Source organism: uncultured Rothia sp. (assembly GCF_963555405.1).
Lineage (GTDB): Bacteria > Actinomycetota > Actinomycetes > Actinomycetales > Micrococcaceae > Rothia.
In genome coordinates this window covers 32,775-45,791 of the sequence record NZ_CAUVVO010000002.1, presented here as the reverse complement: position 1 = coordinate 45,791, position 13,017 = coordinate 32,775, and the positions used below count along the sequence as shown (strand labels likewise).

Annotated in this window: 9 protein-coding genes; 8 read left to right on the top strand and 1 reads right to left on the bottom strand. The window is 61.5% G+C overall.

The window, feature by feature from the left end:
* Positions 1 to 279 precede the first annotated feature (279 nt).
* The 8 genes from RWL87_RS01655 (at position 280) to RWL87_RS01620 (ending at position 11,439) form a co-directional block, all read left to right on the top strand.
* The gene (locus RWL87_RS01655) at positions 280 to 1,995 is read left to right on the top strand and encodes a ribonuclease J (RefSeq protein WP_313968675.1); all 1,716 of its coding nucleotides are present in this window, start codon (positions 280 to 282) and stop codon (positions 1,993 to 1,995) included.
* 256 nt (positions 1,996 to 2,251) lie between these two features.
* Positions 2,252 to 5,404 (top strand): DNA translocase FtsK 4TM domain-containing protein, encoded by a 3,153-nt coding sequence (locus tag RWL87_RS01650; RefSeq protein WP_313968674.1) that lies wholly within the window; start codon positions 2,252 to 2,254, stop codon positions 5,402 to 5,404.
* Positions 5,405 to 5,604: 200 nt separating this feature from the next.
* Entirely contained in the window at positions 5,605 to 6,252 is a 648-nt protein-coding gene (gene pgsA / locus RWL87_RS01645; protein ID WP_313968673.1) for a CDP-diacylglycerol--glycerol-3-phosphate 3-phosphatidyltransferase, read from the top strand.
* 100 nt (positions 6,253 to 6,352) lie between these two features.
* The gene (locus tag RWL87_RS01640; protein ID WP_313968672.1) at positions 6,353 to 6,943 is read left to right on the top strand and encodes a nicotinamide-nucleotide amidohydrolase family protein; all 591 of its coding nucleotides are present in this window, start codon (positions 6,353 to 6,355) and stop codon (positions 6,941 to 6,943) included.
* Between the two features lie 238 nt (positions 6,944 to 7,181).
* Complete coding sequence (locus tag RWL87_RS01635; protein WP_005507109.1) at positions 7,182 to 7,589, top strand: helix-turn-helix domain-containing protein; 408 nt, start codon at positions 7,182 to 7,184, stop codon at positions 7,587 to 7,589.
* 133 nt (positions 7,590 to 7,722) lie between these two features.
* Positions 7,723 to 7,944 carry a DUF3046 domain-containing protein gene (locus RWL87_RS01630; protein ID WP_254757496.1) on the top strand — a complete coding sequence of 74 codons (222 nt, stop codon included), beginning with the start codon at positions 7,723 to 7,725 and terminating at the stop codon, positions 7,942 to 7,944.
* 401 nt (positions 7,945 to 8,345) lie between these two features.
* The gene (recA, locus tag RWL87_RS01625) at positions 8,346 to 9,449 is read left to right on the top strand and encodes a recombinase RecA (protein ID WP_313968671.1); all 1,104 of its coding nucleotides are present in this window, start codon (positions 8,346 to 8,348) and stop codon (positions 9,447 to 9,449) included.
* A 223-nt stretch (positions 9,450 to 9,672) separates the two neighbouring features.
* Positions 9,673 to 11,439: a RecX family transcriptional regulator gene (locus RWL87_RS01620; protein ID WP_313968670.1), complete on the top strand. Its 1,767-nt coding sequence runs from the start codon at positions 9,673 to 9,675 to the stop codon at positions 11,437 to 11,439.
* Between the two features lie 175 nt (positions 11,440 to 11,614).
* Here the strand turns inward: RWL87_RS01620 and RWL87_RS01615 are convergent, their stop codons facing one another.
* Positions 11,615 to 13,000, bottom strand: coding sequence for a hemin ABC transporter substrate-binding protein (locus RWL87_RS01615; RefSeq protein WP_313968669.1), 1,386 nt, complete (start codon positions 12,998 to 13,000; stop codon positions 11,615 to 11,617).
* Positions 13,001 to 13,017: the final 17 nt, after the last annotated feature.

Sequence of the window (13,017 nt, the reverse complement as noted above, 5' to 3'; positions counted from 1 at the left end):
ACGCGGACTCCACACCTAACACTAGGTGAGGGGTCCGCTCTGGCGTATTGTCGCGGTTTACCGCCACATGAATCGGCTCCCACTCAGACAGGGGCCCAACTTAGTCAGAGGCACCCGAGCACTACGCCCCGCATACTTTTGAATACTTTCGGTGATTTGGACGCACCGGCAGCACCACCGCCTCGGCACATGAGAGCCGGCTGGGGTGCTTGCGGTACGAAGCGTCGCTTACGAATCACAGACATCACAAGAAAACATAGAAGAAAGAGGAGACACACGATGAGCGTCTTTGAAGCGAATCTTCCCCTGCCTCCCCGCCTGAAGAAGGACACCCTGCGCGTGGTGCCCCTGGGCGGCCTGGGCGAAGTCGGTCGTAACATGACCGTGTACGAAATCAACGGCAAGCTGCTGATTGTTGACTGCGGCGTGCTCTTCCCCGAAGAGTCCCAGCCCGGCGTGGACCTGATCCTGCCCGACTTCAGCTACATTGTCGACCGTCTGGACGACGTGGTCGCCATGGTGCTGACCCACGGCCACGAGGACCACATCGGCGCGGTTCCTTACCTGCTGCGCCGCCGCCCCGACATCCCCCTGGTCGGCTCCGAACTGACCCTGGCACTGGTCGAGGCTAAGCTCGCCGAGCACCGCATCAAGCCCTACACCCTCGCGGTGAAGGAGCACCAGGTCGAGCGTTTCGGCCCCTTCGAGTGCGAGTTCGTGGCAGTGAACCACTCGATTCCGGATGCGCTGGCTGTCTACATCCGCACCAAGGCAGGCAAGGTTCTGCACACCGGTGACTTCAAGATGGACCAGTTGCCCCTGGACGGTCGCCTGACCGACCTGCGCCACTTCTCCCGCCTGGGCGAGGAGGGCGTGGACCTGTTCCTGCCGGATTCCACTAACGCCGAGGTTCCCGGCTTCACCCCGACCGAGAAGCACATCGGTCCGGTGCTATCGAACGTTTTCCGTGACGCAAGCGGCCGCATCATTGTGGCATCCTTCTCCTCGCACGTGCACCGTGTGCAGCAGGTTTTGGACGCAGCCGCTGAGCGTGGCCGCAAGGTCGTGCTCGTGGGCCGCTCCATGGTGCGTAACATGACCATCGCTGAGAAGCTGGGCTACCTGAAGGTTCCCGCCAACGTGCTGGTGGATCTGAAGAAGGTTGACGACTACCGCCCCGACCAGATCGTGATGATGTGCACCGGTTCGCAGGGCGAGCCGATGGCGGCACTGTCGCGCATGGCAAACGGCGACCACAAGATTCAGATTGAGCCCGGCGACACCGTGGTGCTCGCCTCCTCGCTGATTCCCGGTAACGAGACCAGCGTGTTCCGCATCATTAACGCCCTCATGAAGCTGGGCGCTAACGTGGTGCACAAGGGCAACGCGAAGGTTCACGTTTCCGGTCACGCTGCCGCGGGCGAGCTGCTGTACTGCTACAACATTCTCAAGCCGAAGAACGTTATGCCCGTTCACGGCGAGGTTCGCCACCTGATCGCTAGCGGTGACCTGGCGATGGAGACCGGTGTTCCGAAGAAGAACGTGCTGCTCTGCGAGTCCGGCACCGTTGTGGATCTGCGCGATGGCGTGGCGTCTGTGGTGGGCGAGGTTCCCTGCGAGTACCTGTACGTTGACGGCCGCTCCGTCGGTGAGGTCACCGAGAGCGACCTGAAGGACCGCCGCATCCTGGGTGAAGAGGGCTTCGTGTCCATCGTGACCGTGGTGGATCGCGCCACCAAGCGCGTGGTGACCGGCCCGGATATTCACGCCCGCGGTATCGCTGAGGACGACTCGGTCTTTGACGAGATTGTTCCGAAGATTACTGCCGCTCTGGAGGATGCTCTGCACCGCGCGCCCGAGAAGGTGCACACCGTGCAGCAGCTGCAGCAGATTGTGCGCCGCACCATCGGTGCTTGGATTTCGCGCCGTCTGCGCCGCAAGCCCATGATTGTTCCCGTGGTCGTTGAGAACACCTCGAAGGCTGCGAAGAACTAATACTCTGCGCGAGGCTAGTCGCCTGTCATAGCGAAAAGGCGGGGTCGATACGTTGTGTCGGCCCCGCCTGCTGTGTATCTGCCGAACGTATGCGCGAAAGCTACGCGAAAGCTACGCGAAAGCGAACGCGGTAGGGGAGAAGCGCCTCATCAGCGCCCTATCAGTGCCCTCACAGAGACAGGGCGGGGCGCACTTTTTAGCTCACTGATAACGAAAGAATCGGTACATTAACGGGAAGGTTGATACCCTAAAAGGTATGGCTCCACGGACCACGAAGGGTCGTAACACGACCTCTACTAAAGCAAACACTAAGAAAACCACCCGCAAGCGCACCACCTCCCGAGGCGGTGCCCAGCGCGGTGCCAACGCGGCGAACCCTGTAGCGGGCGCTATCTCCTCCGTCTGGCTGAGCATCGCTCACGCTATCGGTGGGCTGTTCCGCTCCATTGGCGCGGTGCGCACCGACCTTGCGCCCGAAGACCGTCGTGACGGCGGCGCGCTCACCATTCTGCTGTTCGGCCTGATTAGCGCCGGAGTGGAGTGGTACAACTGGCGTGCGCACACTTCCCTCGGTTTGTTGCGAGCGCCCCTGGACGCCTGGCACACCATGCTGGGCGGTATTTTCGGCCAGGGTGCCCTGCTGATTCCGGTGTTCTGCCTCATCATGGCGTGGTGTGTTTTCCGTGGGCCCGACCTGATTAAGCGTAATAACCGCGTGGCGTTGGGCTCTTTCATCATGCTGGTGGCGACCTCTCTGTTCTTTGCGCGCCATGCGGGTCACCCGACGTTCGCGGATGGTTTTGACGCCGTTTGGGCTGGCGGTGGCGTGGCCGGCGTGCTGCTGGGCACCCCCATTGTGCGGGTGAGCGGCCATATTGCGTTCGTTGAGATTCTGATTCATCTGCTGCTGGGTATTGCCGGTCTGATGGTTCTGACGAACACTCCGATTCGTCAGGTGGTGCCGCGTACCCTGCACCTGGTCGGTCTGGCTCTGGGAGAGAAGCCCAATGGTACGACCCGAACCTCCGTGAAGGACAGCCCTTCGGATGCGACTCAGACCGTGGACCTGAGCGCTGAGGAGCACGACCGCAGCTACCTGTACGGTGACGATGAGAAGCCGGCACGCCCGGCTAAGAAGTCTGGTGGTCTGTTCTCGCGTCTGCGCGGCTGGTTGGGCTTTGCTCCCGCTGCGCCGACCGATTCTTCCCTGGACGAGTACGCCGGTGATGAGGCATTCGTGAGCGCCGTGGTGGACGAGACCCACCCGGAAACCACGCAGATGCCGGTGCAGCCCGCAGACTCTGCTCAGGATTCTGCGCAGGGATCCGCTCAACAGGCACGCCCTGCGGCTAAGCCGAACCGTCTGTCCCGCCTGCCCGGTCGCCTCAACCAGGCACCGGCTGCGCAGGGTGCTTCCGCTCAGAACAGCGCTTATTCGAGTAGCCCGGACCTCTTCGACGTTGAGGCATCGGATGCACCCGCAGCCCGCTTGGACCAGGTGCAGCGCGCCGCCGTGGCGAATGGCCGCGTGAACCGCATTCCTGGCGAGGAGCCCCTCTTTGATGTTGAGGCATACGACGGCTTCGGCGCCGCTGAGGACGCTGCACCGCAGACCAAACCTCATCAAGTAGTGAACCAGGGTGCCGCCCCGGCTCCCGCGGCTCAGCCTCCGATTCCGACCCGCATGCACTCGCCGGGTGCGCACCCGAAGAACGCGGCTCCCGCGGCTTCGCGAGCGCCCGAGGCTGGCGCATCCCGCCCGCTGCAGAACAACACTCAGATGGCGACCACCGAGCAGGCACGCGGTGAGCAGGTTGTGCAGTCCTCCCGCGGCGCGTACGTGCTGCCCTCGGAGGAAATGCTGGTTTCCGGCCCGCCCGCTAAGGAATCCTCCGAAGTCAACGAGCATGTGGTTGAAGCTCTGACGAATGTGCTGGAGCAGTTCAAGGTGGACGCGCAGGTCACCGGCTTCTCGCGCGGCCCGACCGTGACCCGCTACGAGATTGAGCTGGGTCCCGCCACGAAGGTGGAGCGCGTAACGGCGTTGAGCAAGAACATCGCGTACGCTGTGGCGAGCCCTGATGTTCGTATTCTGTCCCCGATTCCGGGTAAGTCCGCGATCGGTATTGAGATTCCGAATACGGACCGTGAGACTGTTGCCCTGGGCGACGTGCTGCGTTCCCCGCAGGCTCACGCGAACCACCACCCGATGGTCATGGGTGTGGGTAAGGACGTTGAGGGCGGCTTCGTGCTGGCGAACCTCGCGAAGATGCCGCACATGCTGGTCGCGGGTGCGACCGGTGCCGGTAAGTCGTCGTTCGTGAACTCGATGATTACCTCGATTCTGATGCGTGCAACCCCCGACCAGGTGCGCCTGGTGATGGTCGACCCCAAGCGCGTGGAGCTGACCGCCTATGAGGGTATTCCGCACCTGATTACGCCCATCATTACGAACCCGAAGAAGGCCGCTGAGGCTCTTCAATGGGTGGTTCGTGAGATGGATGCCCGCTACGATGACCTCGCCCACTACGGCTACAAGCACGTGGATGACTTCAACAAGGCGGTGCGTGAGGGTAAGGTTCAGCCCGAGCCCGGCAGCAAGCGCACGGTGCACGAGTACCCGTACCTGCTGGTGATTGTGGACGAGCTCGCCGACCTGATGATGGTCGCTCCGCGCGATGTGGAAGAGGCGATTGTTCGTATTACCCAGCTGGCGCGTGCGGCGGGTATTCACCTGGTGCTGGCGACCCAGCGTCCTTCGGTGGATGTGGTGACCGGTCTGATTAAGGCGAACGTTCCGTCGCGCATGGCGTTTGCGACCTCCTCGGTCACTGACTCTCGCGTGGTGCTGGATCAGCCCGGCGCTGAGAAGCTGATCGGTCAGGGTGACGCGCTCTTCCTGCCGATGGGCGCCTCGAAGCCGATGCGTGTTCAGGGTGCGTGGGTGTCTGAATCTGAGATTCACGCCGTGGTTGAACACGTGAAGAAGCAGGCGCCGACCATCTACCGTGAGGACGTGATGGTCTCTGCCGCGAAGAAGCAGATTGATGAGGAAATCGGCGATGACCTCGACGATCTGCTGCAGGCGGCGGAGATTGTGATTACGACCCAGTTCGGTTCGACCTCGATGCTGCAGCGTAAGTTGCGCATGGGCTTCGCGAAGGCTGGCCGCATCATGGATCTGCTGGAGTCGCAGGGCGTGGTGGGCCCCTCGGAGGGCTCGAAGGCACGTGAGGTGTTGGTCCGCCCCGACGACCTGCAGGCGACCCTGGCGCGTATTCGCGGCGAGGAGCCTCCGGCGGCTGACCCGTACGCGAATGCGGTGGATCCGGGCGAACCGGTCACCGATTACTTCGATGAGTCCGATGACGAGGGCTCGGAGGACGCCTGGCAGCTGACCGGCCGCTAGCCCCTCAGCGCCCAGCCCACCCGGTTGAGTCCACTCGGCTGAGTGCGCGCGCGACATGCACCCCGTATCGTCCCCGTGATGTCTGCTACGGCACACGTATAATGGACGGTACGGGGTGTTTGCGTACCCCCGATACGATTAGGTGTCGGTGCGTACGCGGTCTCTCACCGTCGAAAGCCATCTACCCGTAAGGAGCCGTTATGAGTGAAGCTCGCAATTCCGCCCCCGCCGGTGCGGTCAGCACAGCGAAGCCTTCGAACTGGAACGTGCCGAATGTGTTGACGGTTCTGCGTATTATTGCGGTTCCTTTCTTTATCATTGCCCTGGTCGCGGGCGGTACTTTTGGTGCCGCTGATTCGACGCACCGCTGGCTCGCGTGGATTATTTTTATTCTTGCCATGCTCACGGACTGGGCGGACGGCTACCTGGCGCGCTCGCGTAATCTGATTACGAGCTTCGGTAAGATTGCTGACCCGATTGCCGATAAGTTCCTGACCGGCGCGGCGTTTATTGTGCTGTCGGCGCTGGGCGAGCTGTGGTGGTGGGTCACGATCGTGATTCTGCTGCGTGAGTGGGGCATTACGATCATGCGCCTGTTCGTCATTAAGTACGGTGTGATGGCGGCTAGTAAGGGCGGCAAGATTAAGACCGTGCTGCAGACGGTGGCGCTGGTGCTGATGCTTCTGCCGCTGGGCCAGCTGGGTCTTGGCTGGCTGATTCCGGGCTGGGTTCTGATGGGCGCGGTCACCGCGATTACCGTGTGGACCGGCCTGGTGTATGTGCGTGATGCGTATATTTTGCGTCGTAACTGGTTGCAGGCTCAGGCCTCCCAGGGCGGCGGTAACTAGAGGCGAGGGGAGTGGCGTGTGCTGCTCCCCTTCGCTGTACCTGCGGTGCGTTGCGTGCCGCGTGAGGTTTTGGGCGGCGGTTCGCCGCTGAAAGGAGAGAATGATGGTTCCCCTCGTACTTGAAGATGCTCTGTCCCTTGAGCTTTCTTCCGCTGAGGTTTTCTCCGGTACTCCGGAGGCGGCGGCGCTGCTACTGCGTGATGCGGTGCGGTTGCGTGCCTCCCAGGAGGGGCCGGTGCAGGTGGCGACGGCTGAGTCGCTGACCGGCGGGGATGTGGGCGGCGCGATTTGTACGGTGCCGGGCGCATCCGCGTATTACCGTGGCGGCGTGATTTCCTACGCCTACGAGGTGAAGGCGCAGGTGCTGGGCGTGGACGCTCAGCTACTGGCGCGTGAGGGTGCGGTGCATCCTGCGGTGGCGGTGCAGATGGCGGTCGGTGCGGCGCGTGTGTGCGGTGCCGATTATGCGGTGTCGACCACAGGTGTTGCCGGTCCTGATCCTGCGGACGGTCAGCCGGTGGGTACGGTCTATATCGGTGTGTGTTCCCCGGGCGGTTCTGAGGTGTTTGAACGTCACTATTCGGGGGACCGGGCGCAGATTCGTGCGGCGGCGAGCGCGGATGCAATTGCTCTGCTGGCGCGTGCGGTGCGCGGCGGTGCCGGTGGTGTGCTGGAGAACGAGCTGGCGTAGTGCGCCGGGCTGTGCGGTACCTGACTGAGAAAAAGTTTTACGGTTCAAATATATTCACAGGGTTCTTTCAGCTCCGTAGGAATAAAGGCATAGGTTCGCCTGTTTGAATAGATACAAGCCATAAGAAGAGGACGAAAATGGCGGGGCTCCTAGCTCACGCTCCAAAAATCAGTTAGGCTTAACTCTGTACAGTCCCGCAGGTCGGGAATACCTACTCAGGAAAGTGATATAGAAGCTCATGGCTAAGCAGCGCGTATCGATTAATGGCATTACTAAGTGGAAGGAAATCGAGGAGACCCCCCGTCAGGTCGCCCCGGTCGTTGAGGAAGCTAAGGTTGTTCCCCTGCGACAGGCAATCGGCGAGGTTCTTCGCGATGTTCGCCAGCGTCAGGGTCGCACCCTGCGTGAGGTTTCCCAGCGTGCCCGTGTTTCCCTCGGTTACCTGAGCGAAGTTGAGCGCGGTCAGAAGGAAGCTTCCTCCGAACTGCTGGCATGGATTTGCCAGGCTCTGGACATTCCGATGTCCCAGATGCTGCGTGAGGTTGCCGACCGTATGGCGGTTCTCGAGGGCGTTCAGATTCCGGATACTGTTCCGGCTGAGATGTCTGAGCAGTACAAGAGCGATTACTACATTCTCTCGAAGTAATGCGAGGCGGCACATGCCGCACTAAACGTGAAGCGATGCCGTGCATCCCCGTAAGGTGGGTGTGCGGCATCGCTTATTCTCGGGTGATGTGACGAATTATGAAGCGAACTAGCGGTGAAGTGGAGGAGTGCTTGTGAAGCTGAGCGAATTTTGGGCGTGCATGGAGTATGAGTTCGGTGCCGGGTATGCGCCGGTGCTGGCGCGGGACTTGGTGTTGGGTTCGTTGGGCCATGTGACCGCGGCAGAGGCGCTGGACCAGGGCGTTACCCCGAAGGATGTGTGGCTTGCGATCTGTGAGGAGCAGGAGATTCCGCAGGAGCGCCGCCTGGGGCCGGATAAGGAGCCGCTGCGCTAAGTAGCAGGGCTGGCGTTTTCTGGCGCGTGCGTCGGGTTTGTTCAAGCCCTGCCGTTTGTTCGAGTATGAGCGCTCGCGCGGGCGGTATTTTCGAATAATTAGCTGGGATTCCGGGGTTTTTCGAAAATATATGCCGAAACCCTATCCGATTCATTCGAAACCGTGTCGTAATTTTGTTCGATTCGTGCTAGACTTTTCCACATCAGGAATTTTTCGGAAAAATCTTCAAAGTTTTCCACAGATTTTAAAAAATGGCCTTATCCTGTCAGGCTGTGACCCTAGAGTAGTCTCAGAAGGAACCGGTAGGCCAAAACCTTCAAGGTCTCGATTACGAGTCCCACCGATTCCGAAGAAACATTACTCCCGTCAACCACTGACAACACAAAGAACGAGGTACTACCGTGGCTAAGAACACCAAGTCTCAGAGCGTAGCTCGCGTTCCCGAAGAGGGCCGCGCCAAGGCACTTGAAGCCGTGATGGCACAGATCGACAAGAACTACGGCAAGGGTGCAGTCATGCGCCTGGGTGATAAGGAAACCACCAAGACCGAGGTTATCTCCACCGGCGCTATCGCTCTGGATGCCGCTCTGGGCATTGGCGGTCTGCCCCGCGGCCGCGTCATCGAGATTTACGGTCCCGAGTCCTCCGGTAAGACCACCGTCGCACTGCACGCGGTAGCGAACGTTCAGAAGGCAGGCGGCGTGGCAGCGTTCATCGACGCCGAGCACGCACTGGACCCGATCTACGCGGCAAAGCTGGGTGTGGACATCGACCAGCTGCTGGTCTCTCAGCCCGACACCGGCGAGCAGGCACTGGAAATTATGGACATGCTGGTTGGTTCCGGCGCCGTCGATATCGTGGTCGTCGACTCCGTGGCAGCATTGGTACCCCGCGCCGAAATTGAAGGCGACATGGGTGACTCCCACGTGGGTCTGCAGGCTCGCCTCATGAGCCAGGCTCTGCGTAAGATTACCGGTCGCCTCTCCGCAACCGGCACCACCGCAATCTTCATCAACCAGCTGCGTGAGAAGATTGGTGTCTTCTTCGGCTCCCCCGAAACCACCACCGGTGGTAAGGCACTGAAGTTCTACGCTTCGGTCCGTATCGACATCCGCCGCATTGAGACCCTCAAGGACGGTGCTAACCCGATCGGTAACCGCACCCGCGCCAAGATCGTGAAGAACAAGATGGCTCCGCCCTTCAAGCAGGCTGAGTTCGACATTCTCTACGGTGAGGGCATCTCCGTTGAGGGCGGCATCCTGGACCTGGCGGTGGAGAACGACATCGTCAAGAAGTCCGGCGCATGGTTCACCTACGACGGTGAGCAGCTGGGCCAGGGTCGTGAGAACGTTCGTAAGCTGCTCAAGGATAACCCCGAGCTCACCGAGGAACTGCAGTACAAGGTTCTGGTGAAGCTGGGCATCATTGAGGAAGAAGCTGACGAGCAGGCAGTTGCTGAGTCCGAGGGCAACGACCCGCTGGACGAGCTGGCTGAGGAGTTCTAAACCGGCCCGCGTAGCTTCTTGCTAACGCCACGACTTATTGCCGTGTGCTGTGCATTCCGCACGGTGCACGGCAATCTGTCGTTAACGGGAGCGCGTTAATGGGCACTCATTAAGGGGAGTATCGGGGGCGCCGAGATAACGCCTAGATACAATGGGGGAGCGCCGTATAGCCTGGCGCACGGGTCATCAAGCGAGCCAACACAGGGGAGAGGAGGAACTGAGCATGACGGAACAGCGCATGACGGAACAGAACGGTCATGAAGAGCACGAGCGAAACAGCACGCGTGACGGCGACGCCGGTTTTGCGGCGCTGGATGCGACCGAACCGCACTTTGGTTCCTCAGCGCTTGGTAACTCTGTATTCTCGGCGTCTGCTTCCTTCGAGCCCGCTATTTCCTTTGAACCTGTTGCCCCGCCGGTTGAGGTAGGCGGCTTCGAGGCGCTCAGTTTTGAGGCGCCTGCCGCCCTGGCGGAGCCCACCCTCAGCTGGGAGACACCGCAGGATACCTCTGCTGTTCTGGACCCTTCGCCCCGCGCACCCTCACCCCAAGAACCCTCACCCCAAAAACCCAAGCCGAAAGCACCGCAGGCTGAAAAGCCCGCGCCTCAGAAGAAGTCAGCGTCCGCAGAAAACGCACCCAAAAAGTGGGCGCGGAACAAGGCCGCGGAGCAGGTAGCCACTGAGGAGTTCCCGGACTGGCACCCCGCCGCACACGGCTTTATCGAAGAAAGCATTGCTCGGGATAACGGCGGCGACTACGCCGGTGAGTTCCGCGTACCCGTCCTACCCCTGCAGGCTGTGCCCGCCAACTCTGAAGGTGGCAGCTCTGAGGAAGACGGTAAATCACCGCGCCGCAGCCTGCTCATCGACCCGAACCTGCCCGCCGTCTCCATCGACGAAGCACCCCAGCGTGCCTTCACTCCCGGCGGTGCTGAGCCGCGCCCCATGGCGGCAGGCCGTATGAGCCGAGCCGGCGCCGCCTCCATCGGATCGGGGCTCACCGCCGAAGAGAAGGAAGAAATCGAGAGGCAAGCTGCGCAGCGGGATAAGCAGAAGAAACGCAAGCCTTCGCGAGTCTCTAAGAACACCGACTACAAACGCGGATTCCGTCGCATGAGCGCGGCGCAGGAAGAGAAAATGCGGAGCCGCTCGCCCTATGCGCCTGCCTTCGGGGCTCGCAGTGACGACGAGGAAACCCGCAAGAGCCCCACGCGCCGCGGCTCGGGAAGCAACCTATTTAGGGAGGGAAGCGCCTTGAACGAAGAACTCACCCCCGCCGAAGAAGCGCTCATCCGCGGTATTGCAGAGGAAGAGGCGCAGGGCGTCGGCGCCGGAAAGCGCCGCGCCGCTTCGACTGGTTCCCCAAAGGGCGGTTCTCGAGCGCACGGTTCTCAGCCGGGTAGCTCTCAGAGAGGAAATACTTCCTCACCGGCGGAAAGCAACGTGCCTTCCTGGAAGCAGAAGGTGCGTGCCGCCCGTGCCGCCGAGGAGACCGACCCCTACACTCGCGCTAAAACCATCGTGTACAACCAGCTGGCGTACTCGGCAAAAACCCGAGGTCAGCTGCGTAAGAAGCTCCAGTCAGAAGGCTTCGAGGCGGAGCTCATTGAGCCGCTACTCGATAAGTTCGAGGCTGCAAAACTCATTGACGATGCCGAATACGCCCAAAGCTTTGTGGCGCAGAAGAGCCGCACCAAGAAGCTCTCCCGCGCCGCGCTACGCCGTGAGCTCGCTGAACGCGGGGTGCGCGGTGAAGAGGCGGAGAACGCCCTGGCTCAGCGCACCGACGAGCAGGAACGTGAGGACGCCGCCGAGCTGGTGCGTAAGAAGCTGCGCCCCGGCATGGCTCTGAGCGACCGCGCCGAAAAGGATAGGGTGACCCGCCGACTGCTGGGGATGCTGGCTCGCCGCGGGTACTCTTCTTCGGTGTCGATGTCGGTGATTCGTGAGGAGCTTGCCGCCTACGGTGCGGAGGACGAGCTCTGGTAGAGGGCGAATAAATACGCTCTGTACGCACGGATAGACCCACGCCGGGGTGACCACGAAAACAGACGCAATAAGGGGTGAGCCCGCTGCAGAAATACTCTGTTGTGGGCTCACCCTTTACGTTTTGAGCTGTATAAAGCGCCTTGTCGAAGGCTATATCCGCCCTCTACTCTGCTGTTTATTCAGCGGCTCCCAGACGCTCCGCGAACTCGGCGAGGGTTGCATCCTGAGAGCCGGCGATTTCCAGGAGCAGGCGCATCAGCTGCGCACCTTCGCGGCGAATACGCGGCAACAAATCGGAACGCGCCGAAGAAGAGTAGAGCTCCAGCAGGGCGCACACGGTCACTGCCGTGCACACGGCAAGGTCTTCCGCCAGGTGCTCATCCAGCGGGGCGTCCTCGAAGAGTGCCGAGTACAGCGCCGGTAGCGCTTTCTTGCGGTCCACTCGGTAGCGCGGGTACTCCGGCGAGGAGGGGAAGCCCAGCATCGCCTCAACGAAGGGGAATCCGCGGTGGTGCAGGCAGGTGCCCTCCGCATCGACCATGCGCACCTGCGCGCCGTCCGCCGAACCGATCAGCACGTTCTGCGGCGAAAAATCGCCCGACGAGAGCATGTAGACACGTCCACGGTTGAGCTTGAACTGCTCGGGCACTGGTGGGCGCTTGGTGAAGAAGGGCTGCAGAACGCGGCGGAAACGGAAGGACAGCTCCTCAACCGCGGCGGGAAGAACGGGCGCGTCCTCATGCGCGGCAGGGCTTGAATCGGGGCTAGAGTCAACGCCATGCTCGGGCGCACGTGCGTCGTCAGCCACACCGTACAGCTTCTTCAAACCGCGCTCAGCCAGCCCCGGCGAGGCGATAGCACCCGGGAACTGCGCCTTGCGGTCGGCGCGCGCCAGGTTCAGACGGTAATCCTCTACCGCCTCACCCATGATGCCGCTGGCGGCAAGGGAACGGTACGCCTCAATGTAGTAGTTCAGCGCATCCAGCGCCTGCTGCTCGGTGCCCTCCAGCAGGGCATGGGCGACCGAATACTGCTCGCCCTCAACGGTTCCGGCGCTCACATCCTCCAGCGCCAGCACGCGCAGTTCGGCGTCCGCACCGTAGAGCTGCGGGAACAGGCCCGGAACCTGCTGGTTCAGCGCCTCCAGACCGTAGCGCTCACGCAGGTACCCGAAACCGCCCGCGTTCACCGTCGAATCTTTACGGCGGTAACGCTTCACAATAATCGAGGTCGGCAAAGACTGGACAGATTCGAAAGACTGGGCAGACTCGGCCGCAGGCTCATACGCCACACGCACCACAACCGAACGCATGCCGGTACCCAGAATCTGTACGCGCTCAACCGTACGACCAGCCACCTGCTCCAGGGAATGCGCCCAGCTAAGTAGCTGCATCAGGTTCTGGCGCATCGAGGCAGAATCGGCGCTCGCCTGGGGCGGCACGGGGGAGTAGGCGGCAATCGCCTCCTCAATGAGGGCGCTCAGAAGCTCCCCATCAGGGGCGGGAGCGGAAGAATCGTTCGGTGACAGAGCCGGAAAGTTACTACTAAGGGAAACCTGCATAGAGCCATTATCCCCCA